Genomic DNA, 26,109 nt, shown 5'->3' with positions numbered 1-26,109 from the left:
GGCCCACACATCCGAGAGGACTCCATGCATACCACGCTCGTTGCGGCGTTGCGCCGCCTTTTCCCCTATGCGATACGAACCGCCGACCCCGAAAGACCTGGAGCAGCTCAAGCACGACCTGCAATTCAGCAGCGCGCAGATGGCGGACCTATTCGGTGTGCAGGGTGGCCGGCAATGGCGCAAGTACACGGGTGGCGAAGAACCGCGCGACATCAGCCCGCATATCCTCTTCTTCGCAGCGGCACGACTCGAACTGTCGCCGGCGGACATCGAGCGGGTGCTGGCACGCATGAGATCGATCGGCGCCACGATCGACTTGAACGACGAGCCGGAAGCGTAGGCGGCGCCTCTATAACGGCCACTTCAGCCGTTGCGGGTATCATCCCGCGTTGGAATCACACCACCATCAAAGAAAAAATGGCGAAAGGCGTAATTGCATCGTTTCTCGGGATGATTGTGATGGCATGCAGCGCATGCGGGGGCGACGGCAACAATCCCGGCGTCAACCCGCCCACTCAGTCGGCGTCGAAATCAGTAACTCCCACGTGTTATGTCGAAGGTGCGAAAGCTGGATCGTCCTGCATCCTGGACGATCAAGCCCTCGCGCGCTCGGTCGTACAGTTCGGCGATTCGGCGCGTCTCAAGCAGGTGTTTGAGAAAGCGCGCTCGGGGCAACCGATCACCGTCGCCGCAATTGGTGGATCGATCACTCAAGGTGCATGGGCGACGGCTCCGGAAGATCGCTACGTGAATCGCATGTTCGGCTGGTGGCAAGCCACCTTCCCGCAGAGCAAGATGACGCTCATCAACGCGGGGATCGGGCAAACGAACTCACTGTACGGACAGCAGCGCGCTCAACGCGACCTGTTTCAGTACAACCCGGATTTCGTGATCGTCGAGTTTGCGAACAACGATGCGATCACTCCGGAGATGCAGAACAGCATGCGTTCGCTGATCCGAATGATCCTCGACTCACCGTCGCACCCCGCCGTGATGATGCTCTTCACGATGGCGCGTGACGGAACGAACTCCGAGGACAATCAAATTCCGGTCGGCAAAGAATTCAATGTGCCGATGGTCGCCGTTCGTGAAGCGATTCTCCCGCTCGAGAAAAGCGGCCAGCTCGACCCGGTCGACATCACGGCCGACCCGATTCACCCGAACGATCTGGGCCACAAGATTCTCGCCCAGATCGTTGCATATCGGCTCCAGTCGTCCCTGCACGACTGATCACTTGGTCGGCGGCGGCATGAATGTGCCGTCGCTGTACGAATACCCTGCGCTGACCGATACCCCTTCCTCGACCGGGATTGCCTCGCTATCTTCAGGCGGCTGCCACGTCTCCGTATCGCCGTCCCACAAGACCGTGTTGTCGACGACCCCGTCCTTCACGATCGCATACATGCCCGTCATGACCATTCCTCCACGGTGAAATAAGCATTGCCTCCGGCACCTCCAGCAAGTGCACCGCCGGTGTTTCCTTGGGAACCTCCGCTAGCGCCCGTCCCGGAAGACTGCGCGGGTGTTCCGGGTTGCCCTTGAATCCGACCGCCAGGGCCCGGACGTCCATCACCCGATGCCCCACCATCTCCACCAACGCCTGCACCCGATGCGAACACCTGGCCGACGGCACCGGGGCCGCCAACGGCCGAATCGAGGATCGTGCCGCCGCTTGCGGTCGGAGGCGAGCTGATGGTTCCGGCACCAGCGATGAGAGGCGGAACTCCCGCTGCCGTGGCAGCGCTTCCCACTCCACCAGGAAGCGTAACGAGACTGCCGAACGTACTCGTGCCGCCGTTGCCTCCGTTGTTTAGTCCAGCGGCACCGGCGGTTCCAGGTGCACCGATCGTCACCGGGATTCCTCCGGTAAATCCTGACGTGAACCACACGTCGATATACGGGCCGCCACCGCCGCCGCCGGCGGCGGCAACTTGAGTCGAGCTTGTCGACGGAACTCCGGCCGAGCCGCCGCCGGTTCCACGCCCACGCACACGAATCTTGTTCGTGCCCGGGGTGTTGGTATAGGTCCCACTGGAAGAGAACGTCTGAACGTTCAACAGCCGGCCCGAATTCACATTCGCCTGTACAAATGCCGTCGTCGCGAGCTTCGTGCTGTTGTCGCCGGCGGCCGGCGTCGTACCCGTGATTCGCGCCCCCAGGGTGATCGCTTCATTCGAAACAATCCACGACCCGCCGGTGACATCCCATTCGTTTCCGCTTCGATTCGTCAGCTCAACCGTGTCGTTTGCGTTCAGCGTCAGCGTCGTATTCGAGGACCCCATCCCGGCGCCCGGCGCATAGATGAACGCACCGCCAACGGCTTGAATGGTGTATGTCGCGCCTGCCCCTCCTTGCGCGTAGAAGCGAATCGTTGAGCCAGGCTGTGCACCGTTGCCGGACGGCAAAGTGATCGTGCACGATGACCCATTAATCTGAATCGCCGAGCCGAATGCAGTTGCGTCGAGAATTGTGTTGGTACCCTGAACAAGCTTGATGCCTGAGAAGCTGCCGAGCGCTCGTTGCACGAATGCATTTGTTGCCAGCCTCGCAGTACTGTCGAACTGCGGGGCCGTCGTCCAGTTCGCACTGGCCATTACCCCAGCAAACGGCAATTGAGCGCTGCCGCCAATCGCGACCCACTGAGTTCCGCTAGCCTGCGCGATGATCAAGTTGTCGCCTGGACTCAGGACGATGCTCGTACCACCGCTGCCTGCAAGGATCGTGTCGCTGCCTGCTCGCGTAATGGTGACAGTAGCAACAGCAGATGTGTTGCTAAACGTGAAGGCGCCCCCCACCGGCATCGTAGCGGCAGACGGAAGCGTGAATGTCGACGCGGATCCACCCCAGAAATTGATCAACGACCCGGACTGCAAAGCCGTAAGGGTTTGGCTCGACGTGTATGCTGCGAAGGTTTGGAAATTACCCAGCGCCCGTTGAACGAACGCGGTCGTCGCTTGCTTGGTGCTGTTGTCGAACTGCGCGGCCGTGATGCCCGCCGCGTTGATCGCGGCCTGCAGGTTCGCCAGCAGCGTCGCAGTAGTGCCGTCGTCGACCGAGTTCTGCCCGGAGAAATTGGCCGTGAACTGCGCAAGCACTGCCGCCATAATCGAGCTCTGGCGCCATACCTTGTTGAGCTGCGCCGACAGCGCAGTGCCGGATTGAAAGCCCGACAACCGAGCCGCGAGCGCGGCGTAGGTCGCCTGGTCAATAACGTTCGGCGAGCTGCCGCCGCCGAATACGAGAAAGTCATTCGTTGCCATCAATGCTCCGAGCATAAAAAAAAGCCACCCGAAGGTGGCTTGAAGACAATGCGATTGGCGGTTAGACGGGCCTGCTCCAGGCTCCGACGTCGAACCCGGCCACTAGCTGATTGCTCATGTCGAAGCCGAACAGCGGCGAGCCGTCGACAGTCGTCACGATCGTGTAGTTGACGCGAACGCCTTCAGGTTTCAGCGGGATATAGCCGCCAGACAGCAGCGCGAGAAACGTCGCCGGCGGTACCTTCCCCGCGATGCCGATCGTCATCGACATGTCCTGATGGTCTTCGATGAATACGTGCGTGTCGGCGTCGAAGATGCTGTTCAGAATCGCCGCACTCGACGCGAGCGTGCCGTCCCAGTGGTTCGCCCCGATCTTGGCGCGAATGACGAGCCGGTACGTGTCGTCGTCGAGAATGGTGAGCCCCGTATCGGGATCGAACGGCCCCTTCCATGTGCCTTGATCGAAGCCAAGGCCCGCGATGTCGAACGAGAAGTAGATGCCCGTCAGCGGCGTACGGATCTTCCGCGACACGCCGACCCAGATCCCGATCGTGTCGAGTTGATCGCCGACGGCGACGTCCAGGTCGAACTTGCCCGGCATGCTCGCCAGCAGATTCATCTGATCGACGAATGGCTGTACAAGCGCGCCGATCGTCGCCATGAATCGCGGCTTGTCGCTGTGCTCCGAGGTGATCAGCGCGGTGTAGTCGGTCAAATCCGCCATCAGGTCACCACCAATGTCACGTTCGCAGGCGTGCAAGACGCTGCCTCGTTGAACAGCAGCGCGACGTCCGGCACGCCTGCGCCGCGCGGCCCGATGAGCGTCAGGCCGGACAGCTTGAACGTGACGCCGCCGCCCACACTGTTCGCCGCAGTCAGCGCGTCACCCCATTCGACGCTGCCGGACAGACCACCGCCTATCTGGACTCCGTTGATATAGTCCGACACGGCCTGCTGGATCTGCTGGCCCGTCTGACTCGTATAACCAGCGAGTGCCTTGATGGTCACGGTAGCTGAAGTCGGGGCCGAGGCCGGCCGGAAGAAGCTGATCGTGATCGGCCGACCATAGATGTCCGTGACGACGATGGCCGTCGTGCCGTACGTGCCAGCGCCGGGTGTCTTCTTCGCTGCTATCGCGTTCGCGATCGCCGTCGCGTCGCCGCCCTCGACGACGAGCGAGATCGAATGCGACGGGATGCCGTTCGCGTCCGTCGCGCTCGTGTCGTTCTCGTATGCCACGTACCGCGTGACACCGGCAACATTCGCAACCGCGCCAATGATGCCGTCGAGCACGGTCAGCGAGGGCAGCGCCGTCGACACCGTCTGCCGCTGCCGCAGGGCCGCATCTTTCTCGACCGGCGCACCCTCGGCGGCGTCGGCCGGGTTCGTCACCGACTGCCAGCCGAGCGCCGGCGTCGCGATCTGGTTGATCGTGCCCGCGCGAGCGGACACGTCGCCGATCGTCGCGCACGTCGCCGTGACCGTGATCGTGCCGCTCGGAAGAATCGTAACGGTCGCTGGCAGCAACCATTGCGCGCCGTTCGCGTCCTTCGCTGCGCCGTTCGTGATCGTCGCGCCGGCCTGCCCGACCAGCACCAGGTCGGCGCTCGAGTACGACGCGACCTTTCGTGCGATGCCGTTGATCTTGACGTTGCTGGACAGGGCATCGTCCTGCGCAGTTGCCGGGCTGAACGACCGATAGATCGCGATCGCGACCGAGTTGACGTCGCTGATTGCCTTCGCGAACACGCCGAGCAGTTGGCCGTCCTGGCTGTCGGGCTCAAGGTACGTGTCGGCGCCGTAGATCGAGCGGTACTGGTCCTGCAGGAACGCGAGCACGTCCGCGTATGTCGGCGCGGTGATGCCGTTAGCGTCGATGGTGGGTGCAAGGGTCGTGAGGGTCACAATGTCGCCTGTACCGTGGTGGTGCCGTAGATGGTGTTGATCGTCGCGGTGACGGTCAGCACGCGCGTATCTGAATCCACCGCGCTCGAGTAGCTCGTCAACTCGGTCACACCCTGTGTCCCGAGGATGCACGTCCGGATCGCCGCGTCGTACTTGCCGCTCGTGTACTTCCCGAGGACGTCGGTCGCCCACGGCATGCCGGCCGTCGTGTCGAGGAACCATTCGCCGCGCAGCAGTCGCAGGCGCGTCAACACGGCCTGCGCTACTGTCTCCGGCGTGTTCACAAGGAAGTCGGCCGCTCCCCCGCCGAAGACGTAATCGCCGTCAGCGTCGAGTTTTCGGTATCGCATGGAGCCCCAGAAACGAAAAACCCGGCTCGGGGCCGGGTCAGTTAAGCAGCGACGGCTGCATCTGGCTTTCGAGAAGCGTGCGCTCGGCATCGAGGCCGGGCAGCTCCCGTTTTCGGGCTAGCATCAGGTGCGAGCCGAATGAGGCACGCACTTTCGACTCGACCTCGCGGGCGATCAACGCCTGCATCTGCTGCCAAAGCGTCTGCTCACGGCGGCCGAGCACGTCGCGCATCCGGAAGAACTCCTTCACCAGAGCGATCTTGAAGGCGATCACCGATGGCGAATTGCGCATGAACGTGATCAGCAGCGTCGCCTGGTGCTCGTTCAGCATCGCGTACTCGGTCGCTTTGGCGAAACCGCCTTGCTCGAGCGCTCGCCCCTTCCGGATTTGAAATTGCAAAGGGCCAAGCTCTTGAAAAGAAACGGAATGTTTCCGGATCAACTGCATCAAACCGCGATGCCCTTGTCCCACGCCTCGCGCAATGATCTCGGACGAAGCGCGCGCCTCGCCGTCGACCGGCACAACCAAGGGAAAAGGAAGATCTTTCATGGGAACCTCCCGCAGATGCCCGGGAATGAGGGACCACGGCAGCGCGCCCGGGAAGCGCGTTTTCGACTGGCCGGCCTATCCGTGGTCATGAAACGAAAAAGCCCGGCGCGCGGCCGGGCTTCGTGATGGGTTACTGGTACGTCAGTTGACCGGGCCGGTGTTACCGCCCTGCGGGTCAGAGTGCGTGTGCGTGTCGTCGACGCGCTTGCCGTTTGCGGTGATCTGGCCGATCACGTTCAGGATGCCGTTGAACACCGCCGCGGCACCGCTTGCCGCGCTGCCGACCATACCGCCGACGAACGTCAGCAGGCCAGTGATCGTCACGGCGGCCGAGAACGTCGACAGAGGCGCGACCACGTCGAAACCGCCGGGCGCCACGATTTTCACCTTCTGCAGTGTCGGGTTCAGGTCGATGTACGTCACGCCGTCGTCGCTGCGCAACTGCGTCGACGCGCCACTGACGCCGGCGAGCGCGCGCGGCCGAGATCGAAAGCCAAGCAGGACGAAGCCATCCGACAGGTCGTGCATGCGCAGCTCGGCCTGCTCCTGCACACCGCCAGACTGCCACCAAGCGTCGATGCAGCGTGATGCGAACACGACGAGGCACTCATCACCCGGTGCCACGGGGAACGTCAGCGTACAATTTCCGCCGGCCGGAAACTGGACCGGGCAGTCGACCAGTAGCGGGAGCGCGACGCTCTGGATCGTACCGTCGATGCCGCGCACCTGCGCCTTGATGGCGGGCTGCACGCTGCATGTCGGCGGCCGGTCGGCGGCGCTTTCGAACGACTGGATGATGCCGGGCAACGCTGTCCAGATGCCCGCGCGCACGCCGTCGAACGCTTCACGCAGGGCGACCTCCGGGTCGCCTACTCTTTCACGTCGATCCATAGGATGAAAATGAAAAAACTGCTGTTGACCGCTGCGCTGCTTGCGCCGCTCGCCGCCGTCGCTGACGACGCCTACGTCTACCCGTTCGCCGGCATGAAGGTCGGCGTGACGGTCGAAAACGACTTTCCGACTATCCTGTACACGGCGAAGAAGTGCGACCTGCCGCTCGCGAACGCGAAGAACATGCGGCGCTACGAGTCCTATCGCGGCGTGTGGGATATCGGCTGCTGGGGCGAGACGATCGACGGCGACGCCGTGATCATCGTGCCGAAGATGCCGATGAAGTCGATGCCTCTCAACGTGCTCGCGCGCGCAGATGTGAAGCGCAACGGCGAGAACACGACGATGACCATCAAGGCACTGCCGACGTACGGCCGCTAGCCGAACCTCTTGATTACGTCGGCGGACGGTACCGCCGCCTTGTCCTTGAACGAGTCCGGCAGCACCGTGACGTCGGCCGCAAGGCAGATCACGCTCGTGTACCACTCTTCGCCGCGCGTATCGCCGCTGACGTCCGCGAGCATCACGTAGTAGAAGCCGTCGTCCTGCAGCTTCGCCTGCATCTCAATCCGTTCGTTCTCGGCCTGCTGGTCGACGTTCAGGCTGTACTCGTACTGCTGGATGCTGGCGTTGTCGAGCCAGATCAGTCGGCCGATCTTCACGGTCGGGTTCAGCAGCATCTTCACCTCAATGCCGTTCGCCGTCTGCTGCGGCAGACCGACCATGCCAGTCTCCGAAGTGATTACCGGGATGTCGCCGGGCATGTACGCTGTCTCAGGCACCAGTACGACCTTCCCATCCTGGATGCTCCAGACCGTCTGAGTCGTCTTGGCGATCCCTCGCAGGAAGTCGCGCGCCATGCCGAACATCACCTTGCCGCGCGGCAGCGGGTTCGATGTCACCTGCGGCATGTAGCCGAGCGACACGCCGTACGGATTCATGGCCGCGGTCGCCACTGAGACGTGGTCCGTCGCCACCGAACCGGCCGCGAGCGTCGCGTTCACCACGGAAAAGTTATAGGCAGAGTCGCCGTCCGCCGCAGTGATGTCGAGGAACGTGTCGGTCTGGCTCTCGCGCCCGCGCCGCGCCTGCTTGATCTGGCCGTCGAAGATGATCCCGTAGTTGCCGTCGTAGCCGGCTTGCAGCACGACGCGCGTGAACTCCTTCTGCGCGCGCCGCGCCGTCGTCGCGGAGACGTTGTAAACCCGGATGCGCGCCGAGTTCGGCGTCTGCAGGTCGCCCCGCTGCACGCGGAACACGATCCGCAGCTCGGACAGGTCGAGCGCTTCGCCGCTGTCGAAGCCGATGATCAGCGATACCTTGCGGCCGAACTGCTGAACGCTCATTGATCCGTCACCCAGAAAACGTGCGAGCCGATACCGAGATCCTCGTACGTCGGAACGTCGTCCGGATCAGCGGCGCCCTGCACCCACAGCCGCCCTTTAAAGCCCAGGTGCTTGTACTGCGCGAGCAAGTCGATACCAGTCACCAGCGGGATGCCGGAAACCAGCGGATTGTCCGACGCGTCCGCGATGTCGAGCACCCATCCCGCGCCGCCGGCCTTGCGGTACTGGACCGTCAGGCGATAGTCGGTCCCGCTCAGCGTCACGGTGAAGCGCTCGGGACGTGGCGAAAACGGAATCTCGAAGAAGCTCGGCATCACATACTCCCCGGCGGTACCGCGCCGCCTGGCGCTGGCGTCGCCGGCATGGCGGCCTTCGTGCCGCCGTTGCCGGTCTCGGCCGTCGACGCCGGGTCGGCCTGGTTCTCGCGCAGAGGCAGCTTCGTCACCTGCGTCGACACGATGCGGATCTGCTTAAGCGTCGCCGTCAGGATCAGCGCGCTCGACGTCTTCACGTCGATCGTGAGCCGCAGCCCCTGCAGAAGCATGTTCTGGTAGGTTCGGCGGCTCGTCGTGACGTCGAACGGCGTGCGCGCCTGCTGCAGCGCGAGTAGCTGCGAGTAGATCGCGTTGATGTACTGTGCCGACGGCAGGCCACCGCCGTCGAACGTCGCCTCCGCCGCGCCGAGCAGCGCTTCGTAGTCGGCGTTGCTCCAACCGCAGCGCATCGCGAGATCCGGCTGGCGCTTGAAGGCGTGATCGGTGATCTGCGCCCCTTGCTCGACCGGATGCTCCGTGATGGTCAGCTCGTCGTTGTAGACCTCCTCGATCGCGACCTGCACCGTGATGCCGCCGATCTTCTTCGGCGAAATCAGGATCATGTCGAGGATCATGCGATCACCCCCTGCAGGTTGCGGACCATGTCGGCATTCACCGCGCGCTGCTCGCGCTCGACTGCGCGACCGGCCGCGTTCGGATCGCCGGCGCCGCTCACGTGGATCTGTGTGGACTGGTGCAGCTCGACCTTCGCCACGTCACCGCGCGCCGCAGACTGCGCCGTCAGTGCGGCCGCCGGCTGGTACGTCGCGCGGGTGTTGCGCAGCGCGGCCTCCATCTCGGCGGCCGTTATGCTGGCGCGGTTGTTGCCTTTGCCGGCGTAGTAGCTGCGGCCGGTGTCGGGGTCCGCGACACTCGCCCACTCACGCGACGCCGCGCGCAGCGCGCCACGCAGATCGTCACTGCGCCCTTCGACGTAGTCGGCGATCGCGCGCCGCTTGTTGCGCACCAGGTACTGCTCGAAGATCCGGTCCTGTAGCCGGCGGTCGAACATTTCGTCGCCTTTCAGCTTCAACCCGCGCGCGGCCTCGGCCAGGGTGCTACCGATGATCTGGTAGCGGCCCGCCGCGTTGAACTGCCCCGCGCGCTGCGCGGCCATGACCTGCGCCAGCGTCATGCCTTCGAGATTCTCGGTGCCGGCACGGTAACCGCCGCGCGCGCCGCGGTTCACGCTGTTGTAATCGCCTTCGCCGCGTGCGATCAACTTGCCGAACGCCGTATCCGCGAGCTGGCCGAGACGGTCGGCGAGACCACCGTCGTCGGGAGCCGAAACGCGCTCGATCCGCGGTGCCAGCACCGGCGTCGGAACGACTTGCGGTGTCGGACTCTGCGCGCCGGACGGTTGCGGCACCGGTGCCGACGGCTTTTCGCCGCCTTGCGTCAAAGTGGGTTCCGGTGCGGCCAATGACGGCGCAGTGGCCCGTGGCTGCTCGGCGCGCGGTGGCGTCAGTTTCGCGCCGCCGCCGTCCTTCACGCTGTCGATTTCGGCCTGTGTGTATCCGCCGGTAGCGTTGAGGCCGCGGCGATCCTTCAGCGTGAGGATGTCCCACAACGAGCGGAAGCGGCCGCCCGACAGCTTCGTGATCAAACCGTCGATCTGATCGCGTAGTCCATCACCGATCTTCCAGCCGAGGAAAGCGGCGCCGACGGCGGCCGCGCTCGAGGCGAGCGCGGCAAGTTCGACTCCCATTGCGGAGAGCAGACCTGTTGCGCCGCTGGCCGCCGCGCCGCCCGCGCGCAGCGCACTCGCGATCTTCCAGATGCCGCCCGCGATCTTGAATACCCCCAGCGCCTTCAGCACCACGCCGAGCAGCAGGATCTTTGTCGACCAGCCGTTCGTTGAATGGTCGAGCTCGATGAACAGATCCACCAGCTTCCCGAGCGGCGGCCCTGCAGCTTCTGCCACTTTCAGGATGGCATTCGCAATATCTGCGATTCTGTTCGCGACCTCGTCGCCGTGCTCATCCATCCAGTGCTGGAACCGATCTAGGCCCGGGCCAACCTTCCCCAGCATCGCGCCCTCGACGCGGATGCCGAGGTTCTCGAACGTCGTTCCGAGACCGCGCACCTGCGTCATGAACTTGTGCGAGTCGTCGGCTGCCTTGTCGAGGCCCGTCGTCTGCGACATCTCGCGGTACTGCGCTAGGAGCTTCTCGAAGTCCCCGTTGCGCATCGCGAGCATCAAGTTCTCATCGATGCCGAGAATGTTGCCGTACTGGCTGGCAAGCCACGTCGGCTTGTTCGCCAGCGACTTCCCGAGATCCGACATGATGTCGACCGTATCGCGCAGCTCGCCGTTCGCATTGCGCGTCTGCACGCCCAGCGTCGCGAGATAGCCCTCGCTGGCCGGGTTGCTGCGCAAGAAGCGCGCGAGGTTCTCGATCGTGCCGGTGGCCGCCTCGGCCGAGATGCCCATATTCCGCGCCGCGAACTCGAAGCCGCGCAGATTGGCGGCCGACGCGCCGGTGCGTTGCGACACGAAGTACAGTCGCTCGAGCTTCGACGCGAATGCCGCGACGCCCGCGCTCACGGCGAGCGCGGCGCCGGATACGGTCGCGACGAGCTGCTTGACGCCCTTCGTCGTGCCTTCGACGCCTTCCTTGAAGTTCTTCAGACCCTTCTCGTCGACCTTGAAGCCAAGAGCCACGAGAAATTCGCGGATGACGACCGAATCAGCCATTTTCTCTTTCCATCTTGCGGCGGAACGCCGCGTCGTTGTCTGCCCGGACGGCGAGTGAATCGTTCATAAGCGCGATGTCGGCTAGGTCGAGCGTTCCGTCGAGCAGCGACTCGTACCGGCACATCTGCGCATGTACTGGAGCGAGCAGCCAATCCTCGCCGCCGGGCAGCGTGCGGATCCAGCCTACGTCGCCGCCGGGCTGCTCGCTTGGCTGGTAAGGAGCCCGGCGATAAAAGGGCCGAGGTTCGCCACCACGGCGCGCACGACGAGCGGCAGCATCACGTCGATGCCGATGTCGTCGAACATCGACGTCTTGTGAGCGGTGTTCCAGACCTTCGCCCAGCCGGGCCCCTGCCAGCGCTCGACAACGGACAGGCACGTGCCGAAGACGTATTCCGCGTCCTCGTCCTTCAGGTTGGCCAGCGCGTCGGCGAACGGCTGCAGCACCGGTGCGATTGAGTTCACAAGGGCCAAGACGCCCTGCTTCTCGTCGGCCGAAACTCCCTCCGTCTTGTCCATTTCTTCGTAGAACTGCAGCAAGACTGGGATCATCGGCGGGATGATCGGCGCGATGCGACGCGACACGTGAAACTGCTGCATCGCGCTCAGCTTGCCGATCGCGTACCGCGCACCGTTGAGTTCGATTTCGGTAGCCATGTTCAGTACGTCCCGAGGATGTTGTCGATCTTGATCGCGTCGAAGACCCATTCGACAATGTCGCCGTCCTTCGCGTACTTCAGGTCGGGCGCCTTCTTGAACGCGCAACTGCGCGCGGTCGTGACGTCTCCAGCGGCCGTCTGCCGAACCTCGATCAGGTTCTTGCCCCACAGCCGGCTGTCGAGCGACTGCGCGTCGTACAGCGCCATCAACTTCGCGTTGATCGGCGCGGTCTTCAGATAGCGCAACGTCACTTGCCCGGACTTGTCGGCGTGCAGACTATGCATGCCCTCGCCGTCCGAGCCGATCGTCATCGTGTTCTTGTCGCCCGCACGGACGATGGTGATACCTTCTTCGGCAGTCGCTTCGCCGTAACCGAGCGAGAACGCGCCGCCCGGGCCCACGATCGTCGCCGCGACGTCCTGAAAGCTGTAAGTCGTCATGTTGAGATGCCCCTGTTACCGATTGACGTTGACGAGGATGTCGACGCTATGGATCGCGCCGGCTTCCTTCGCCGCGACCTGGAACGTGACGGACTTGCGCGCCTCGCGGTCGGCCTGCGACTGCGTCGCGATCGGCGGTGTGTAGACGTAGTAGCCCTTCGCCAGCGTGTCGCCCTGATTCAGCGCGCCGAAGCCCGTCGAATTCCAGACGCCCGGCGCGAGATAGCCGTTGTTCACCGCCGCCTCACACGCCGCCGAGATGGTCGCGGCGATCAGCGCATTGCCGCCGTCGGTCTGCGGAATCTTCGTCGGGCTCTGGTACAGCAGGTTGTAGACGTCCGTCTCGATGCGGTTGCGGAACCAGATCGCGTTGTAGACGGAGTCGGCGAACAGGCCGCTCGGCGTCACGCCGTACTGAATGATCGACGTGTCGTTGCTGTAGTTCACAAACACGTTGCAGTTCTTCGCCTGCAGCGAATTCGCCTGCGTGCTGGTCAACTGCTCCGCGGCGACGCTCGGCTCCTGCTTGAACATCAGCGTGATCGTCGTGTTATTTCCGTCGAAATTGACCGTCAGCAGGCGCCCGAGCAGCGACGAAACCGCGTACGGCGTCGAGCTCGAGTACTGCACGATGGAGTACTTCAGATTGAGCGCCTTCAACTTGCTCGCGATGTCGGTCGATACCGTCGAGTCGAGCACCTGCGGGTTCTGCGTCGTGATGCCGTAGAGGTGCCGCTGGTCCGCCTCGATGAGATTCGCGACCGCGATGTGCTGCGCATCCGTGATGGATGCATCGGCGAAATCGAGGCCGAGGAACTGATTGGCGAATCGGTCGAGGAACACCGCGGCGGCGTCGACGGGTTGCTCGGGCGCGATGCCGGCCGCCGGCGTGCCGGCGAGACTGCTGGTCAGGCCGAGCATGGACGAAACGTCCGTACCACTGCCCGGCGCTGTCGCATACCCGACAGTCGAGCTGGTACCGGACGTGCCCGACGTCACCACGAACTGCGAGCCATTCCACGCAATCGTCGCGCCGGTCAACTTCGCGTTGATCACCGTCGCGACGCCGTTCAGATTCGTCTGCGCGGAAAAATCGAGCGCCGTGACCGTCTTCGCGGTACCGTCGATCGTGATGCTGAATGCGCCCGCCGTAACGGCGTTCCAGACGGTCATGTCCTGCTGCGCAGTCGACAACACGCCACCGCGCAACGAACCGGACGTCGCGGTCTTCGCCCAGCGTCCGATGCACACCGTCTGCGGTTGCGGCACCTGGTTGAAAGCCAGCGCCGCCGCAAAATACTCGGGCGAGTTCGTGCCAGCATCGGCCGCGACCGCATCAATACTCCCGTACGAGCGCAGTCGCTCGTTCGTGTCGATGAACGAAGAGGCCCCGAGAATGAGCAGTGTGTTCAGGTTCGCGCCCTGCGCCGCGAGCGGCGACATGTTGATCGTGACGTTGATCAGACGCGATACCGGCAATCCGTTGGACATGCTGATCCCCTACGAGTGGATGTTCGAAACGCCGTCCACGGGCGTCGACGAGTCGGTCGTCGTCGCCACCGTGGCCGATTTGAGGTTGAGGACCAGATAGGTCCGGGTGATCTTGCGGCGCAGCGTCACGGTCATGTCGTAGCGCCGTACCCACTGCTGGTTGACGAGGTCCGGCGCCGCGCGGATCGGCCCCACGCCGACGAAGGCCATGTCAACTTTCTGGAGCTGCTCACGGTTCTGCGGGATCGCGAGGCCGTCGGCGAGGCGCTGCGCGTAACCCTTCGCGCGCGGCCCGTAGAACGTGCACGGGACGTCGATGTCCTGGTGCCGGATGTACGTGTCGTGGCCGTCGCCGGCGCCGTCGTGCTGGATCGCCGGGCCGGCGTCCGGCTCTTGCTCCTGCACTCCAAATGCGCACCAGTCGACGGACGGTTCAGGTTGCTTCGGGACGGTCGGCTGCCAGCGCGGCCGCACGAGGTCGCCGGGCAGCGCCGTGACGCCCGCGATCAGGTCGTGGACCAGATCGTCGAGATCATCGTCCTCGTCCGGCGGCGCATCGACGGCTGGCGCCAGGTATCCGCCGGTCGAGCTGTCGTTCATGGGGTCATCCGGAAAGAGGCTTCAAGTCGCACGTCGCGCAGACGAAGCCGCGGCCGAAGTGCGAGTAGTCGTTCACGTTGACGACGGTGTAGGTGCGGCCCGCCCATACGACCTCGTCGGCGTCCTGACCCGTGCTGCCGTCCGTCAGCCGGAACATCGTGTGCAGCGTGATCGAGCCGATGATTCGGCTGCCGTCGGCGTTGCGGTGCAGGATGTCGCCCTTGTCGCTCGTCACGACGGCCGCGAACGATGTCGACGTGGGCGTGTTGTGCGCGCGGCCCTTCTCGTTCGTGACCTGCGTCATGCGGTTGCAGATCAGACCCATGTCCATGAAATCGGGATCGAGCAGGACGTCGGTGACATCGAGGAAGGCCATTGCTGGCTCCAATACAAAAGGGCCGCGCGAGGCGGCCCTTGGGATGAGGAAAGCAGGGTGCTACTTCTTACGGACCACATACGTGATCGAGTTGCGGTACTGGGTGGTGTCGACCAGCGTGTTCTCGCGCGTGACGCCACGGCGCCGACGCGCGGCCAGCGTAGAGTCGGCAAGTTTGGGTTGGATGTTGCTGTTGATCTTCGCGCGCACCGAGTTCTGTGCGACGAGGCCGGCGCGATTCAGGCTGCGGTCGACCTTCTCAAGGTCGCCGTCGAGCGCCGCTTCGACGCCCTTCTGCAGTTGCGGCTCGAACTTCGGCCGCGCGTCCTGCACGCCGGGTACCAGGTGCGGGCGCGCCGGGAGGTTGTTCGCCGGCGAGCCGTTCTCGAGGATGTAGCCGATCTCGGCGTTGCTCAGCGGCTCGCCCTGGTCCTTGCGGCCCGCGGTGCTGTCGGGCACACCGACGAGCACTTCTTTCTGCACGAGCCCGCTGATCGACTTCAGGATCTCGTCGAGGCGGTCGATTTTCATGCTGCCCATGGGATTCTCCCGACGGGCAGCGGCAGCGTTATAGCTGAATGCCGCCCGAGCCCATCATCAGCGCGAGGCTGAGATAACGGACGCCGTACATCGTGGCGTTCCAGAAGCCGCCGTCCTTGATGGCGACTGCATCGGTGTTATAGCTCGCGCTCACCTTATCGACCGCCTTCGACGACTGCGGCCCGGTCACCTGCCCGGGCACGCCGCCAACTGCGGCCGTCTTCTGGTCCTTCAACGCGAGCGCGAGATGGTGCGCAGTAACCAGTGCGACGCCCAGATCAGTCAGTTCGCCCCAGCGATCAGCATTGACGAGCGAGACCGCCACCGTCAGCCAAAACTGCACGAGCGAATCCGGATACGTAGTTGCGTCGAACTCAGGGAACGACTGGCGGAACTGAGTGATGTCCACGTGTCACCTTGCCAATAAGCGGATTCCCGGCGCGCGCCGACAGGGCGCGGCGCCGGGAGGCCATTATGCCTTCTTCCCGCTACCGGACTTCTGGGTCGTACCGTCGGCTGCGCCATCCTTCGCGGCCGCCGCGGCATCCTTCTGGGCTGCCTCGAAGGCGGCGACCCGCGCGGCGAGATCCTGCTCGCTCGCGGCAACCGCCGCTTCGCGCGTGTCGAGTGCTGCCGCGCGTTCGTCCAGACCTTTGCTGAACGTGTCGAGCTCGACCCGCAGCTTGTCGAGGCGGTCCGATTCGGACTGCAGGTCGGCCTTCGCGGCGGCCTGATCCGGCGCGCCGCCTTGCGAGCCGCTCGAATCGCCGGATTTCTCCGGCAGCGGGCCGGTGTGCGCCTTCGCGTACCAGTGCTCGGCGATGAAGTCCTCGACCTCCTGCACGCCGGCCTCGACGCGACGAACGACTTCCTCGCCCTCGTGGAGCAGCCGGATCGTGAACGCCGTCAGAACGTTGATCTTCGCCATGTCAGATCCCGTCCCGGTAAGCGGCCGTCGTACCGTAGCGCCATTCGACGCGGCCGATACGCGACCAGTAGGTCGTGATCTGGAACAGCGAACGGTACTCGAGCGGCGTACGCTGCAGGTCCGTCATCGGGAACTGGACGTACTTCTTGTCGCTGTTGTACGCGACCATCCTGTCGACGGTGCCGAGCTGGCCCTGCGTGCCGCCGGCGCCCGCGCCGATCAGCCACTTCAGCTCGAGGATTTCGAGCGGCGTGCCCTGCTGCGTGCAAATGTTGTTCTCGAGCAGGTACGTGAGGATCGACTTGTTGCCAGCGTCGCTCACGATCTGCGATGCAACCCAACCGAGTTTCGCGGGCGGCAGCATGAGGCGGTTGGGCTTCACCTTCCAGCCGGACGCTTGCCATGCCGACGTAAGGATCTCGTTGACGTCTTTGAGGATCTCCTTCGGAGTCTTCGTCTCCCATTGCGGGGTACCGGCCGCACCGTTCGCGACGTTCGAAACGCTCCCGACGGCGCCGATCGAGTTCACCAGTCCGGTGAAGCTCATCTGCGGATCGCCGTAGTAGACGATCTGGTCGAGGTCCATGTTGCGCTTCATGTTCATCGCCTCGACCTTCTGCGAGTCGATGGGCATGCCGAGCGCTTGCGACTTGATCAGCTCGGGTACCGTGTACTTGACTTCGGCACCCCAGAGCAGCATCGGCTGTGCGGTCTTGCCGATGTCGACCGACGGGCCCGCCAGCGCGTTGCCTTCGTTCGAGATCCAGTTCAGACCGTTCGGGTTGATGCCGCCGCTCATCCCGAACGCCGAGTTCGTGAACGACGCGACTTCGTCGGCCGCCGACACGTCGCTGCGAATGTAGATGTCGCGCGACCAAGTGTATTCGACGAGCGGCTCGTTGAGCGTCTGGTCGAGGCGTTCCAACTGGCCGACGAGGAACGCGCCCGTCGAATCGATCGTCGCACGATCGTAGGTGTACTGCTGGTCCTGCGTACGCGCGCGGATCAGTCGGCGCGTCGCATCCGCGACGGCCGCCGACATCGGGAGCGAGGCCCCGGCCCGGCGCAGGTGCTTCAGTTCGGACATGTCCATGTAATGGCTCCAGAAATGCAAAAGCCCCGCAATTGCGGGGCTTCGGGTGAAGCGCTGTTCAGCGCCGGATCAGATGTTGACGGCGATCTCGACGGTGCCGTATGCGTCAGCCGGACCGGTGAAGTACCAATTCGCCGGCATCGCGACGGTGTTGGTGCCGTCGGCCGCCGCTTCGAAACCACCGAGCGGCTTGCCGGCGGCGGCCGCCGCGACGCGCACGTACACCGTACCGTTCTTCGTGGCCGGCGCGGTGCCGCCCAGCGCGGCGTTGAAGTAGCCACGCTTCAGGATGTCGGTCGGGCCGCTCGTCGGCGGCGTCGAAGTCCCGAGCGGATCGGTGCCGTTACCCTGAATCGGATACGCGCGCAAGTTCACGCCGTAGACGAGCGCCGCGGTGTCGGCCGCGTTGTTGATCGGCTGAATCTTGCCGTTCACCATCTTCACCGGCACGCCGAACGCCGTCGGCGGTGCAGCCGGATCGATCAGCTGCGTCTCGATCGTGGCGACTTCGGCGCGCTGGAGATCGCCGGCGAAGCCCGCCGGCATGCGATATTGATAAGCTTGCAACGAGGGCATGTCGGCTCCTTTACTTGCGGACCTTCCAGAATTCCGCGTGGATTGCGTTGATGTCTTTCCGCTCGGCCTGAGCGGAATCGTTCGTCCGGCGCTGCGTGACGCCGGAGTTCTTGCTGCGCACGACCTCCGACGCTGCATTGAAGAACGCCGTCACGGAATCGCAGGTCATGCTCGCGACGTTCGCGGCGCCGACCACGGACTTGACCAGCTCAGCGTTCTCGTTCTCCATCGCGGCGCGCAGCGCCCGGCGGCGCAGCACGCAGATAGCGTCGACCGTCTTCTTGCGCGCGACCTTCGCGTCGAACGTCGGCAGGCGCACGCCCGGCGCGAGGATCTCGGCGCGCGAGAGTGCGTCCTGGAACTGATCGCGCAACGCGGTGCTATCGCCGGTCCGCGTACCGCCCTTGTCGTCATTGCCTTCGCCGGCACCGTCGTTGTCCATCGTGCCGGTGCCGTCCAGATCGTCGTCATCGCCATCACCGTCGCCGGTCGGCGTGCCGCCGCCTTCAAGCTTCGTCACGCGGTCGGCGAGTGCGTCGATCTTGCCGTTGGTGGCTTGGATCGCATCGAGCACCTGCTTGAGCGGATCGCCTTCACCACCGCCCGCGCCTTCGTCGCCCGTCGCGGACACACCCGCCTTCGGATCAGCGCCGGTGCCGGGCATGTGGATGTGAATCTGCGGTTGGCCGTCGCCACCCTCGCCGCCTTCGTCGCCGGTCATCTCGCTCGCGACCTTCTCGAACGCTTCGGAATCGCGCGTCATGAACGCCTTGCGCAACGCGTCGACGAACTTGGAGCCTTTCTTGGTTGCCATGCTTGCATCTCCTGTCGGGAGTAGGTTGGAACTGCTATCCCCGATCGAACACACGGGGCCACAGCGGGCGCTTTTCACGAGGGCGACGTGGTTGCCCACGATCACCACCTGTCGCGCCCGCCCAGGCGCAATCTGTTCGTAGTCGGCGTCGTAGCCGTTGCTGACCTGCGTGAGCGCGTCCGCGCCCTTGCTCTGCACTCGGCGAATCGCCTCGGCGTCAGTGATCAGCAGGTCGGCGAGCATCAGCTCGGCCTGGTCGCCTTCGCCTTGCCGCACGTTACGGACCGTGCCGCGCGCCACCGACATGTAGTTCGCCGGCGTCACGAAATCCGGCGGATGGTCGATCGTGATCGGCTTGCCCTCGAAGCTCGCGAGCGTCTCGGGGCTGAAGAGCACGTCGGCCGTACGCTCGGCGACGATGACGCCGTCTTTCGCCTCGATCTCCGGCAGCTCGAAATAGGCGTAGTCCTGCGCGCCGACGCGGGCAATCGGCACGGCCTCGCAGAGCAGGAAGCCCTCCGGCGTGATCGACTGCCGCTCGCCGAGCTGCTCGGTCGCGTACACGCCGGACGCCGTAATGCCGTCTCGGGTATGTGCGCGAGCGCGCGCCGCGTGCGAGCCGCAGGTGCATGCGTGGTCAGTGGTGAAAATGCGCATATCAGTCTTCGATACTGGTTCGGACACCGCGCGCGATGACGCCGCGGATTCGCTCGTAGTCGGGCTCACTGCGCGTGAGCCGGCACCACACGGCCAGGGACCGGACATACAGCGGCAACCACCATGCAGTGCGCACTCGCACGCGCAACGTCGTTCGATGTGTCGGCATGCTCAGTCCACCCAGTCAGGAATCTCGACCGTCTGCCCGGCGAGTTCATGTGTGCAGTCACCGCAGAACTGGATTCGACCGTCCGTGATGAACGAATGGCAGACGTTCTGTCGATCGCCTGGCCCGGGCCACGACACGAGGATCGACGGCGACAACGTCGGGGCTTCGACGCTGCCGTTCCAGCTCCATCGCACCGGGTTCGGAGAATCGCAACCGTGCGGATAGACGACGTGCAGCTCACCGCACGGGCACACGAACAGCAGCGATCCGCTGCTGTCCCGCTTCATCTTCGCCATATCAGTCCTTCGGGAGCACGACTTCGGCCCAGCACCGGCAGTTGTAAATGCAGCCTGGGTGCGCCCGCGCGCCCGACCGCTTATCCGCGACCGGCGGCTTGTCCCACGTGAAAAACTTGCCTTCCAGCTCGCGATGGTCCTCGCGCACATCCGAGTCGCCCGACGTCCGCCAGAAGTAGCCGGGGCTGCCGACGTCGAGCGCGCGCGCCTCGGTGAGCGTCGCGGCCGTGCGACTGACCTCGGTTCTCGCGATCGTGTCGGCACGGCTTTTCGCGACCTGCCCGGACTCCTGAATCGCTTTCGAGATCTGCGCGGCGCGCGCGCCGTCGACGATTCCTTCCAGCGTCAGGCGGTGCACGCGCTCGGCCGCGTCGAGCGGGATGGACTTAATCAGCCGCACCTGCTCGGATAGGAGCGCGCGCATCGTCTCGCCGGTGGCCGCCCCGCGGATTTCGTCGCGAAGCGCACGCGACATGTCGGCGGCCTGCTTCATCCACATCTGCTCGTCGCGTCGATTCAGGTCGGCGATCATGCGCGCCGCAGTCGCCTCGGCCCACGGCGCGAGCGTCTCGGCATACCTACGAAGCAGTTCCTCGATCGTGGGCGCGTACGATGGGTCATCGGGCGGAAAGCCGCCCACCAGCACGCCGACCTGATGGGCGATTTTTCGCAACTGGCCGCCGTACTTCCGCTCGGCGCCGCTCAGCCGGACGGGGTTCTTGCGCCGGTCGCGCTTTCGATCGAGGGTGAGGATCATCGACGTCGGAAAAGCCTGCGAAGCAGAGAATCGTTCGTGCGCGCGGCCGCGCCCGGCGCCGGGTCGAGCGGAAGTGTCGGATCGATGTCCGGCGGGTCTTCGCCTCGCTCGTCCTCTTCGGCCTGCTCGATCGCTTCGTCAGGGATGTCGCCGAACATGCCGGTGTCGGGCGACGACGCCTTCAGCTCGCGCATGCCTTGGCTGCGCGGAATCAGATCGGCGTCGACGGCCTTCGTCACCGAGTCGACCGTCTTGTTGCCGATCTCCGCCTTCTCGGCGGCCGACATCTCCTGCAGCGGGTTGAACTCGTACGAGAAGTCCTCGGGCAACGGCTGCCCGATCTCCGACCGACACATCACGTCGAGCAGCCCGTGCAGCGGATTTCGCAGCCGGCGCTCCTGCCGCGTGTGCACCTTCTCGTGATACAGCAGACGCGACCCTTCACCGGTGTCGCTCAAGCCGGCCGGCTGCTGGCCGAACAGGCGATCGAGCGGAATGCCCGTCGCGCCGCTGAGCTGCATCGCGAACTGGAGCAGGACGTCCGAGAGTCCGCTGAACGCGTACTGGTGCGTCTCGAACTTGTCGGTCGAGTCAATGAGGGTGATGCCCTCGTTCGACTGCCCGAGCCGGATCATTTCGACCTGCTTCAGCAGCCCGTTGAGCGCCGGGCCGCCCATCGCGATGATCTCGCGCAGCTTCTCGACGCTCAGCGTGCGCAGATGCGCCTTGTAGACGAGCTGGCCGGCGCCGACCGTCGCACTGTCGAATGCGATCAGCCGGTCCCACATCGGCTCGAGGATCGACAGCCCCCAGCCGTTCTCGCTGATGCGTTGGTAGAACGGCAGCGCTTCGCCATCCATGCGCAGCACGCGCGAGTGGTGAATGCGCCCCTGCGGCAAGCCGATCGCCGTCGGCAGCACGTCGTAGTACTTCGGCATGCCGAGATCGGGGCCGAACTCGATCACGACCTCGCCGACCGGCGGCGCAACCATCCAGCGGTCGAGCACGAGCAGGCCCTTGAACTGGCCTTTCCCGATGGTCTCGCGCCGAAGCGGCTGCGACATGTCCTGGCCGTCGATCAGCATTACCGCGATCGCGCCCCCGTACAGTTGCGCCCACTTGCCGGTATCGCAGAGTTGGTCCCAGATCGCCTTGCGCGTCAGCGCTGTCTCCATCTTCGACACGTCGGTAGGATCGAGGCCGGACATTTCGATGCCCTTGCGGGTCATGTCCTCCGGGATCGCGTCTACCGCGGCGCGCACAATCCACGATCCGCGATAGGCGGCTTCCAGCCAGACGCGGTTGCGGCTCTGGTACGTCAGCGTGTACTGCGCCGCGGACGCCTGGTTGTCGGCCCCCCATCCGAGCCGCGCTTCGAAGTTGGCGAACGAGTCGACCGTGCGATGGGCATGCGTCGCCGCCGGTGCGCGCGGCGGCCGGGTCTGTTGCTTCCGTTTCGACATTCCGGGAAATCCTGTCGTGCTCAACCGGCAAGCCGCTCCCAGACCGACAGGTCTTTCGCGCCTCCCAGCATGTCGTTGATCGCGTCGACCATCGGGTCAATCTGGTCGTCGTGCATGTGCGTGTCGTCAGCCGTAAACGAGTCGCACTCGGTCAAGAAGTCGCTGACCCACGGGGCATCCAGCGGGACGCCGACGTTGCCGGCGTCGATGTGGCTGACGACGTCCATGACGCGCGTCAGCTTGTCCTTCACGCGCTCGATGCCCTCGATCGGGATGCCGCCGTCAGCCTGGATGTCCTGAATCAGGCCGGTACCGCTGGACTTGTCCTCGACCTTCATCTGGCGCAACACGGGTGCGCCCGGGTCGTCGGTACCAATGGCCGCATGCTTGTTCCAGAAGTCGATCGCGCGGCGCTTCAGCTCGGGCGCCTTCCACTTCCCGCGCACCAGGTCGATCAGGTACAGACGGTTGTCGTACCCAAGGCCCCAGCACTCGAACACGCTGTAGTCGTTCCGCTCAGCGGTCTTCTGCGCCGTGTCCGCGAAGATCTTCCGGTACTGAAGCTGCGGCAGCGCGCCGTAGCGCAGGAACTTGCCGCTCTGGATAATCCCGCCGCCCAGCGGCGACGGACGCTGCATGTACTGGCCGTTGAACACGTACGCGTCGGCCTTCTCGGACGCGAGCAGCTCCTGCAGCGGTTCCTTATACGGCCAGTAGCTGTACCGGCCGTCAGCGTCCCGCTCGTCGCACTCGACGCGATCGCGGATGTGCGCCGGCAGCTTCGCGACGTACTCGTCCGTGATCAGCGCCGGGATCTCGATGAACTCCCACTCGCCCGGCAGCTTGCGCGCCTTGATGAAGCCCGTCGGGTCTTCCTCGGCGAGCCGCTGCATGATCACGATGATCGGCGTGTCCGGACTCGCCTTTCGGCTCTTCACGGTCGACTGCAGCTTGCGGTTGGCTTTGTCCCGGTTCGTCTTGCTGTACGCGTCCTCGACCTTCAGCGGGTCGTCGATGATGATCGCGCCCTGCCAGCCCTCGGCCATGTGCCCGGCCCGGAAGCCGGTGATCTGACCGCCAAGTGAAACGGCGTACACGCCGCCGGCTTTCTTCCCATCGACGAGCACGTTCCAGCGCTTCTTCGACTTCGCGTCGTCAGCTACCTTCAGCGGCCAGAGCGCCTGGTACTCGTCGGATGCGACGATGTCGCGCGCCGTCTCGCTGTTCAGCAGCGCGAGGTCGTCCGAGTAGCTGATGTGCAGGAACCGCGCGCGCGGGTTCAGCGCGAGGCCGCGCGCGATCAGGTTGATCGCGACCAGCTCGGTCTTCGACGAGCCGGGCGGCACGTTGATGACGACATTCTTCAGCGTGCCGTCGATCACGCGCTGCACCGTGTCGGCGATCAGCACGTGGTGCCAGTTGACGCGAAACTTGATCGCTTGGCGATGCTTGAAGAAGTACCGGCTGAAAAACAGGTGGTCCCGCTCGCACTTCGCCTTCAGGACTGCCCGCTCAATGGCGGGGTCAATACTCGTCTTCGAGCTTGGCGACGGCGGCTGCGACTTGGCTTTCATCGACGACGACCGTCCTGTTCTCGATCGGGCCGCCGTTCTCCCCAGTGAGTTCGTGGCGGCGCTTGTTCGTGAACGCGTCGCCGGATTCCTTCGCAGCCTGTTCGAGCAGCTGCGCCATCAGCGGCAAGTTGTTGCGCCGCTCCGCCTCCGCAACGGCTCGGTCGAGCGCGCGCAGGCGCACCGCGCGGTGCGACACGCCGATGCCGGACGTGTCGTTGAGGAACTTCTCGCGCGTGCGCTCGAAGATCTCGCGGTACTTCTTGCTGAGCGTCTCGCCCGCCCGCTTCGTCGGGTCGTAGCGCTCGCACTGCTGCGGCGACACCTCAACGCCGAATTCCTCGCGCACCGACTTCGCCGCGCGCGACGGCGTATCGAAGCAGGCGAGCGCCTGCGTTACGAACACCTTGATGGGTTCGGGAAGTGCTGCCATAGCGGGAGACGTTCAGAAAGGGCTATGCGGACGGTCAGATGTGCAACCAGGTACGGCCGCTCAAGATGTCGCGGATTGCAGTCTCGGACACGCCGAACTGCCGTGCAATCCTCGTTTTCTCGCCTCGTCGGCCCACAGCCAAACCACGAATTTCACGCACCGCGGCATCGGTAAGTTTCGCTTGACCGTTTGCCTCGCCCTTGGCGTCAGCAAGCCCGGTCTCATATGCATGCAGCGAGTTTCCCGATGACGTAACCCATTCCAGATTCCTGAAGTAAGGATTCCCCTTGTCGCCGTCAATGTGGTTCACCTCGGCTCCGACGAACGGCGCTGGCCCGAGAAATGCGCGTGCAACCAGAATATGAATCATCTGGGTGCGCCGCTTACCGTCCCTACTCAGATCCACTGATGGGTACGGTCGATCCTTACTGCGATTACATGGCCTCAAGATGGCGCCGGCCTTCGCACGCGTCCGCGTCGTCAGACGCTTCACACGACCATAGTCGCTGATGGCGTAGTCCGGGAAGTCCGGCACGGTTTGCCATCGCTCGGCGTCTAAGCAGCCTTCAATATGCAAGTTCCGCATGCTTGTGCTATCGATGCGTGAGAGATGGTCGGTCCGGCATTTGCCGCCCTGACCATCTTGGAAATGTCGCTATCGGGACCGCCAGTTCCGTAACGCGCCACGATCCCAACGAACTCGCTGACGTCATGCGCCCGGATACCCAGCTTGGGAAACCCATCCTTCGTGAAGGCTGGGGCACCGAACTCATCCGTCTTCTGAGCGATGTGCATCAATTCGTGCTCGACGAGCGCGCACCACTGCAGGTCGTTGCACTCGCGCGCGTAGTGCGCGTCGAGCGTGATCAAGTATGCCGGCACGCGGCCGAACCATTCGAGGTACTGCTGTTCCTGCCGGGCCCGCTGCCAGCCGCCGGCGCGGATCATCACCTCTTCGCATTGGCCGATGACGCGCCGCATCTGGCGCACGTTCTCGACTGCCGCCCAGAGGTAGGCGACGTCGGCGTCGACTAGGTGCGTGTGGTCCGGGTTGTGCAGCGGCGCGCCCTCACGCAGCAGCGTCTCGTTCACCCACTCAGCGACGCCGTCGGCAGGCACGATGCGCCTGGTCCAGTTCGAATCGCTGAAGAGGATGTCGGGCGGCGCAGGCCGAGACGCGTGCGCTACCTTCGCGACATCGGTTCGCTTCGAACGAGACATGTTTTTCGTGAGCCCGGAAAGGCCATGCAGCCGGCGTAGAATTACCGAGCCGGAGTCCGCCGGCTCACGCTACGGGAGTGAATCTATGGCAGGAATGGAAGCAAAGAATCGAGCGACCGAACTCGTAAAGGCTGCACTCCAAGCTGGCCTTTTTCAACCGGGTTCGCCGAATGCATGGCTGACCGAACCTGAGAAAAATGGAGACGCGCTCGGAAAACTCATAGCCGCTGCAGTGAAGGCCGCGACAGACGAGCTCGACAAGCTGTAACGAAAAAGCCCGCTGGCTTTCGCTCAGCGGGCTTGGAGCAGCTCGAAGTAACTCAGATCTGGCCCAATCCGATGGTCGGAAGATGACGACCGGTGATGGCGATACCAGGACCACCAAACGGCGAAGGCCCAGTAAGCGAGAATCCGCCCGGCTGAACTTGTCCGGTCAAATTCAACGAGAACTGACCACCCGGCGTCCCGAAGACTGAAACCGCATTCGGCGCATAAGCCGAAATCGTCAGCCGCGCAGTAACCTGCGTCCCGACGACATCGTAAGTGCCCTCGTAGCGATACTGGTCGTCGCCCCCGGTGATGACGCCATCGTCCAGCTTCACGTGGCCACCCACCCCAGGCAGCGATGCGCCGAAGTCGACTTTGTAATGTCCGTTCTGAAGCATCTGATCTCCTTTCGCGGTCCCACCCGCACGAAGATCTTACCGGAA

Annotated in this window: 34 protein-coding genes; 4 read left to right on the top strand and 30 right to left on the bottom strand. The window is 64.3% G+C overall.

Features of this window, described 5'->3' with window-relative positions; translation table 11 throughout:
• The first annotated feature begins 67 nt into the window (after window positions 1-67).
• A complete protein-coding gene (locus WS92_RS17880; RefSeq protein ID WP_059929411.1) occupies window positions 68-340 on the top strand; it encodes a hypothetical protein in 273 nt (90 codons plus the stop codon).
• Between the two features lie 77 nt (window positions 341-417).
• A complete protein-coding gene (locus WS92_RS36670; protein WP_231755876.1) occupies window positions 418-1,230 on the top strand; it encodes an SGNH/GDSL hydrolase family protein in 813 nt (270 codons plus the stop codon).
• Here WS92_RS36670 and WS92_RS17870 read toward each other — a convergent pair whose 3' ends face one another.
• The 7 genes from WS92_RS17870 to WS92_RS17845 all read right to left on the bottom strand — a co-directional run bounded on the left by WS92_RS17870 (window position 1,231) and on the right by WS92_RS17845 (window position 6,956).
• Window positions 1,231-1,413: a hypothetical protein gene (locus WS92_RS17870; protein ID WP_141668054.1), complete on the bottom strand. Its 183-nt coding sequence runs from the start codon at window positions 1,411-1,413 to the stop codon at window positions 1,231-1,233. It lies immediately after the preceding gene.
• A complete protein-coding gene (locus tag WS92_RS34915) occupies window positions 1,410-3,260 on the bottom strand; it encodes a hypothetical protein (RefSeq protein WP_141668053.1) in 1,851 nt (616 codons plus the stop codon). Before WS92_RS34915 ends, WS92_RS17870 begins: the two co-directional genes overlap by 4 nt.
• Window positions 3,261-3,321: 61 nt before the next feature.
• Entirely contained in the window at window positions 3,322-3,984 is a 663-nt protein-coding gene (locus WS92_RS17865; protein WP_059929415.1) for a DUF2612 domain-containing protein, read from the bottom strand.
• Entirely contained in the window at window positions 3,984-5,165 is a 1,182-nt protein-coding gene (locus tag WS92_RS17860; protein ID WP_059929417.1) for a baseplate J/gp47 family protein, read from the bottom strand. The genes WS92_RS17865 and WS92_RS17860 overlap by 1 nt, the downstream gene beginning before the upstream one ends.
• Window positions 5,162-5,515 carry a contractile injection system sheath initiator gene (locus WS92_RS17855; RefSeq protein ID WP_059929419.1) on the bottom strand — a complete coding sequence of 118 codons (354 nt, stop codon included), beginning with the start codon at window positions 5,513-5,515 and terminating at the stop codon, window positions 5,162-5,164. The genes WS92_RS17860 and WS92_RS17855 overlap by 4 nt, the downstream gene beginning before the upstream one ends.
• Before the next feature lie 37 nt (window positions 5,516-5,552).
• Window positions 5,553-6,065, bottom strand: a complete 513-nt coding sequence (locus tag WS92_RS17850; RefSeq protein WP_059929421.1) for a Rha family transcriptional regulator — start codon at window positions 6,063-6,065, stop codon at window positions 5,553-5,555.
• A 141-nt stretch (window positions 6,066-6,206) separates the two neighbouring features.
• Window positions 6,207-6,956, bottom strand: a complete 750-nt coding sequence (locus tag WS92_RS17845; protein ID WP_059929423.1) for a Gp138 family membrane-puncturing spike protein — start codon at window positions 6,954-6,956, stop codon at window positions 6,207-6,209.
• A 3-nt stretch (window positions 6,957-6,959) separates the two neighbouring features.
• On the opposite strand from WS92_RS17845, the gene WS92_RS17840 reads away from it, so the two are divergent.
• On the top strand, window positions 6,960-7,337 hold the full coding sequence (locus WS92_RS17840) for a hypothetical protein (protein WP_059929425.1): 378 nt from the start codon (window positions 6,960-6,962) through the stop codon (window positions 7,335-7,337).
• Here WS92_RS17840 and WS92_RS17835 read toward each other — a convergent pair.
• The 22 genes from WS92_RS17835 to WS92_RS17735 all read right to left on the bottom strand — a co-directional run bounded on the left by WS92_RS17835 (window position 7,334) and on the right by WS92_RS17735 (window position 25,399).
• Window positions 7,334-8,302, bottom strand: a complete 969-nt coding sequence (locus WS92_RS17835) for a phage protein (RefSeq protein ID WP_059929427.1) — start codon at window positions 8,300-8,302, stop codon at window positions 7,334-7,336. The genes WS92_RS17840 and WS92_RS17835 overlap by 4 nt on opposite strands.
• The gene (locus tag WS92_RS17830) at window positions 8,299-8,616 is read right to left on the bottom strand and encodes a phage baseplate plug family protein (RefSeq protein ID WP_059929429.1); all 318 of its coding nucleotides are present in this window, start codon (window positions 8,614-8,616) and stop codon (window positions 8,299-8,301) included. The genes WS92_RS17835 and WS92_RS17830 overlap by 4 nt, the downstream gene beginning before the upstream one ends.
• Window positions 8,616-9,191, bottom strand: a complete 576-nt coding sequence (locus tag WS92_RS17825; RefSeq protein WP_059929431.1) for a phage baseplate protein — start codon at window positions 9,189-9,191, stop codon at window positions 8,616-8,618. Before WS92_RS17825 ends, WS92_RS17830 begins: the two co-directional genes overlap by 1 nt.
• Window positions 9,188-11,314: a hypothetical protein gene (locus WS92_RS17820; protein WP_059929433.1), complete on the bottom strand. Its 2,127-nt coding sequence runs from the start codon at window positions 11,312-11,314 to the stop codon at window positions 9,188-9,190. Before WS92_RS17820 ends, WS92_RS17825 begins: the two co-directional genes overlap by 4 nt.
• 183 nt (window positions 11,315-11,497) lie before the next feature.
• Window positions 11,498-11,971 carry a phage tail assembly chaperone gene (locus WS92_RS17815; protein ID WP_059929435.1) on the bottom strand — a complete coding sequence of 158 codons (474 nt, stop codon included), beginning with the start codon at window positions 11,969-11,971 and terminating at the stop codon, window positions 11,498-11,500.
• A 2-nt stretch (window positions 11,972-11,973) separates the two neighbouring features.
• Complete coding sequence (locus WS92_RS17810; protein ID WP_059929437.1) at window positions 11,974-12,414, bottom strand: phage structural protein; 441 nt, start codon at window positions 12,412-12,414, stop codon at window positions 11,974-11,976.
• A 15-nt stretch (window positions 12,415-12,429) separates the two neighbouring features.
• Window positions 12,430-13,905 (bottom strand): DUF3383 domain-containing protein, encoded by a 1,476-nt coding sequence (locus tag WS92_RS17805; protein WP_059929440.1) that lies wholly within the window; start codon window positions 13,903-13,905, stop codon window positions 12,430-12,432.
• Between the two features lie 9 nt (window positions 13,906-13,914).
• Entirely contained in the window at window positions 13,915-14,505 is a 591-nt protein-coding gene (locus WS92_RS17800) for a phage neck terminator protein (RefSeq protein ID WP_059929442.1), read from the bottom strand.
• 4 nt (window positions 14,506-14,509) lie between these two features.
• Window positions 14,510-14,881 (bottom strand): hypothetical protein, encoded by a 372-nt coding sequence (locus tag WS92_RS17795; protein WP_059929444.1) that lies wholly within the window; start codon window positions 14,879-14,881, stop codon window positions 14,510-14,512.
• Window positions 14,882-14,941: 60 nt separating this feature from the next.
• Window positions 14,942-15,421, bottom strand: coding sequence for a hypothetical protein (locus tag WS92_RS17790; RefSeq protein ID WP_059929447.1), 480 nt, complete (start codon window positions 15,419-15,421; stop codon window positions 14,942-14,944).
• A gap of 28 nt (window positions 15,422-15,449) precedes the next feature.
• Complete coding sequence (locus WS92_RS17785) at window positions 15,450-15,830, bottom strand: DUF4054 domain-containing protein (protein WP_059929450.1); 381 nt, start codon at window positions 15,828-15,830, stop codon at window positions 15,450-15,452.
• 63 nt (window positions 15,831-15,893) lie between these two features.
• Entirely contained in the window at window positions 15,894-16,349 is a 456-nt protein-coding gene (locus tag WS92_RS17780) for an STY1053 family phage-associated protein (RefSeq protein ID WP_059929452.1), read from the bottom strand.
• Between the two features lies 1 nt (window position 16,350).
• A complete protein-coding gene (locus WS92_RS17775) occupies window positions 16,351-17,442 on the bottom strand; it encodes a DUF2184 domain-containing protein (protein ID WP_059929454.1) in 1,092 nt (363 codons plus the stop codon).
• A 69-nt stretch (window positions 17,443-17,511) separates the two neighbouring features.
• Entirely contained in the window at window positions 17,512-18,018 is a 507-nt protein-coding gene (locus tag WS92_RS17770; protein WP_059929456.1) for a structural cement protein Gp24, read from the bottom strand.
• 10 nt (window positions 18,019-18,028) lie between these two features.
• Window positions 18,029-19,489, bottom strand: coding sequence for a DUF2213 domain-containing protein (locus WS92_RS17765; protein ID WP_059929458.1), 1,461 nt, complete (start codon window positions 19,487-19,489; stop codon window positions 18,029-18,031).
• Between the two features lie 171 nt (window positions 19,490-19,660).
• The gene (locus WS92_RS17760) at window positions 19,661-19,954 is read right to left on the bottom strand and encodes a ubiquitination-like system serine protease family protein (RefSeq protein WP_059929460.1); all 294 of its coding nucleotides are present in this window, start codon (window positions 19,952-19,954) and stop codon (window positions 19,661-19,663) included.
• A 1-nt stretch (window position 19,955) separates the two neighbouring features.
• Entirely contained in the window at window positions 19,956-20,711 is a 756-nt protein-coding gene (locus WS92_RS17755) for a phage head morphogenesis protein (protein ID WP_059929462.1), read from the bottom strand.
• Entirely contained in the window at window positions 20,708-22,174 is a 1,467-nt protein-coding gene (locus tag WS92_RS17750) for a DUF1073 domain-containing protein (protein WP_059929464.1), read from the bottom strand. The genes WS92_RS17755 and WS92_RS17750 overlap by 4 nt, the downstream gene beginning before the upstream one ends.
• 20 nt (window positions 22,175-22,194) lie before the next feature.
• Window positions 22,195-23,748 carry a phage terminase large subunit gene (gene terL / locus WS92_RS17745; protein WP_059929465.1) on the bottom strand — a complete coding sequence of 518 codons (1,554 nt, stop codon included), beginning with the start codon at window positions 23,746-23,748 and terminating at the stop codon, window positions 22,195-22,197.
• Entirely contained in the window at window positions 23,699-24,178 is a 480-nt protein-coding gene (locus tag WS92_RS17740; RefSeq protein WP_059929467.1) for a DUF2280 domain-containing protein, read from the bottom strand. Before WS92_RS17740 ends, terL begins: the two co-directional genes overlap by 50 nt.
• Before the next feature lie 34 nt (window positions 24,179-24,212).
• Complete coding sequence (locus tag WS92_RS36665) at window positions 24,213-24,548, bottom strand: HNH endonuclease (RefSeq protein WP_231755877.1); 336 nt, start codon at window positions 24,546-24,548, stop codon at window positions 24,213-24,215.
• 185 nt (window positions 24,549-24,733) lie between these two features.
• Window positions 24,734-25,399 (bottom strand): putative metallopeptidase, encoded by a 666-nt coding sequence (locus tag WS92_RS17735; protein WP_059929470.1) that lies wholly within the window; start codon window positions 25,397-25,399, stop codon window positions 24,734-24,736.
• An 85-nt stretch (window positions 25,400-25,484) separates the two neighbouring features.
• Here WS92_RS17735 and WS92_RS34910 point away from each other — a divergent pair, with 85 nt between their 5' ends.
• The gene (locus WS92_RS34910; RefSeq protein ID WP_141668052.1) at window positions 25,485-25,667 is read left to right on the top strand and encodes a hypothetical protein; all 183 of its coding nucleotides are present in this window, start codon (window positions 25,485-25,487) and stop codon (window positions 25,665-25,667) included.
• Between the two features lie 52 nt (window positions 25,668-25,719).
• Here WS92_RS34910 and WS92_RS17730 read toward each other — a convergent pair whose 3' ends face one another.
• The gene (locus WS92_RS17730; protein ID WP_059929472.1) at window positions 25,720-26,064 is read right to left on the bottom strand and encodes a GrlR family regulatory protein; all 345 of its coding nucleotides are present in this window, start codon (window positions 26,062-26,064) and stop codon (window positions 25,720-25,722) included.
• Between the last annotated feature and the right edge of the window lie 45 nt (window positions 26,065-26,109).

It is taken from the genome of Burkholderia sp. MSMB1588 (genome assembly GCF_001546925.1).
In the GTDB taxonomy this organism is placed as follows: domain Bacteria; phylum Pseudomonadota; class Gammaproteobacteria; order Burkholderiales; family Burkholderiaceae; genus Burkholderia; species Burkholderia humptydooensis.
Note: the sequence above shows the minus strand (reverse complement) of the source record. Positions and strands in the feature narration are given on the sequence as shown.

What these genes read in the sequence shown, in the direction of transcription:
- WS92_RS17880 (WP_059929411.1), top strand. Translation starts at nt 68, where the DNA reads ATGCGATACGAACCGCCGACCCCGAAAGACCTGGAGCAGCTCAAGCAC.
- WS92_RS36670 (WP_231755876.1), top strand. Translation starts at nt 418, where the DNA reads ATGGCGAAAGGCGTAATTGCATCGTTTCTCGGGATGATTGTGATGGCA.
- WS92_RS17870 (WP_141668054.1), bottom strand. Translation starts at nt 1,413, where the DNA reads ATGACGGGCATGTATGCGATCGTGAAGGACGGGGTCGTCGACAACACG.
- WS92_RS34915 (WP_141668053.1), bottom strand. Translation starts at nt 3,260, where the DNA reads ATGGCAACGAATGACTTTCTCGTATTCGGCGGCGGCAGCTCGCCGAAC.
- WS92_RS17865 (WP_059929415.1), bottom strand. Translation starts at nt 3,984, where the DNA reads ATGGCGGATTTGACCGACTACACCGCGCTGATCACCTCGGAGCACAGC.
- WS92_RS17855 (WP_059929419.1), bottom strand. Translation starts at nt 5,515, where the DNA reads ATGCGATACCGAAAACTCGACGCTGACGGCGATTACGTCTTCGGCGGG.
- WS92_RS17850 (WP_059929421.1), bottom strand. Translation starts at nt 6,065, where the DNA reads ATGAAAGATCTTCCTTTTCCCTTGGTTGTGCCGGTCGACGGCGAGGCG.
- WS92_RS17845 (WP_059929423.1), bottom strand. Translation starts at nt 6,956, where the DNA reads ATGGATCGACGTGAAAGAGTAGGCGACCCGGAGGTCGCCCTGCGTGAA.
- WS92_RS17840 (WP_059929425.1), top strand. Translation starts at nt 6,960, where the DNA reads ATGAAAATGAAAAAACTGCTGTTGACCGCTGCGCTGCTTGCGCCGCTC.
- WS92_RS17835 (WP_059929427.1), bottom strand. Translation starts at nt 8,302, where the DNA reads ATGAGCGTTCAGCAGTTCGGCCGCAAGGTATCGCTGATCATCGGCTTC.
- WS92_RS17830 (WP_059929429.1), bottom strand. Translation starts at nt 8,616, where the DNA reads ATGCCGAGCTTCTTCGAGATTCCGTTTTCGCCACGTCCCGAGCGCTTC.
- WS92_RS17825 (WP_059929431.1), bottom strand. Translation starts at nt 9,191, where the DNA reads ATGATCCTCGACATGATCCTGATTTCGCCGAAGAAGATCGGCGGCATC.
- WS92_RS17820 (WP_059929433.1), bottom strand. Translation starts at nt 11,314, where the DNA reads ATGGCTGATTCGGTCGTCATCCGCGAATTTCTCGTGGCTCTTGGCTTC.
- WS92_RS17815 (WP_059929435.1), bottom strand. Translation starts at nt 11,971, where the DNA reads ATGGCTACCGAAATCGAACTCAACGGTGCGCGGTACGCGATCGGCAAG.
- WS92_RS17810 (WP_059929437.1), bottom strand. Translation starts at nt 12,414, where the DNA reads ATGACGACTTACAGCTTTCAGGACGTCGCGGCGACGATCGTGGGCCCG.
- WS92_RS17805 (WP_059929440.1), bottom strand. Translation starts at nt 13,905, where the DNA reads ATGTCCAACGGATTGCCGGTATCGCGTCTGATCAACGTCACGATCAAC.
- WS92_RS17800 (WP_059929442.1), bottom strand. Translation starts at nt 14,505, where the DNA reads ATGAACGACAGCTCGACCGGCGGATACCTGGCGCCAGCCGTCGATGCG.
- WS92_RS17795 (WP_059929444.1), bottom strand. Translation starts at nt 14,881, where the DNA reads ATGGCCTTCCTCGATGTCACCGACGTCCTGCTCGATCCCGATTTCATG.
- WS92_RS17790 (WP_059929447.1), bottom strand. Translation starts at nt 15,421, where the DNA reads ATGGGCAGCATGAAAATCGACCGCCTCGACGAGATCCTGAAGTCGATC.
- WS92_RS17780 (WP_059929452.1), bottom strand. Translation starts at nt 16,349, where the DNA reads ATGGCGAAGATCAACGTTCTGACGGCGTTCACGATCCGGCTGCTCCAC.
- WS92_RS17775 (WP_059929454.1), bottom strand. Translation starts at nt 17,442, where the DNA reads ATGGACATGTCCGAACTGAAGCACCTGCGCCGGGCCGGGGCCTCGCTC.
- WS92_RS17770 (WP_059929456.1), bottom strand. Translation starts at nt 18,018, where the DNA reads ATGCCCTCGTTGCAAGCTTATCAATATCGCATGCCGGCGGGCTTCGCC.
- WS92_RS17765 (WP_059929458.1), bottom strand. Translation starts at nt 19,489, where the DNA reads ATGCGCATTTTCACCACTGACCACGCATGCACCTGCGGCTCGCACGCG.
- WS92_RS17760 (WP_059929460.1), bottom strand. Translation starts at nt 19,954, where the DNA reads ATGGCGAAGATGAAGCGGGACAGCAGCGGATCGCTGCTGTTCGTGTGC.
- WS92_RS17755 (WP_059929462.1), bottom strand. Translation starts at nt 20,711, where the DNA reads ATGATCCTCACCCTCGATCGAAAGCGCGACCGGCGCAAGAACCCCGTC.
- WS92_RS17750 (WP_059929464.1), bottom strand. Translation starts at nt 22,174, where the DNA reads ATGTCGAAACGGAAGCAACAGACCCGGCCGCCGCGCGCACCGGCGGCG.
- terL (WP_059929465.1), bottom strand. Translation starts at nt 23,748, where the DNA reads ATGAAAGCCAAGTCGCAGCCGCCGTCGCCAAGCTCGAAGACGAGTATT.
- WS92_RS17740 (WP_059929467.1), bottom strand. Translation starts at nt 24,178, where the DNA reads ATGGCAGCACTTCCCGAACCCATCAAGGTGTTCGTAACGCAGGCGCTC.
- WS92_RS36665 (WP_231755877.1), bottom strand. Translation starts at nt 24,548, where the DNA reads ATGATTCATATTCTGGTTGCACGCGCATTTCTCGGGCCAGCGCCGTTC.
- WS92_RS17735 (WP_059929470.1), bottom strand. Translation starts at nt 25,399, where the DNA reads ATGTCTCGTTCGAAGCGAACCGATGTCGCGAAGGTAGCGCACGCGTCT.
- WS92_RS34910 (WP_141668052.1), top strand. Translation starts at nt 25,485, where the DNA reads ATGGCAGGAATGGAAGCAAAGAATCGAGCGACCGAACTCGTAAAGGCT.
- WS92_RS17730 (WP_059929472.1), bottom strand. Translation starts at nt 26,064, where the DNA reads ATGCTTCAGAACGGACATTACAAAGTCGACTTCGGCGCATCGCTGCCT.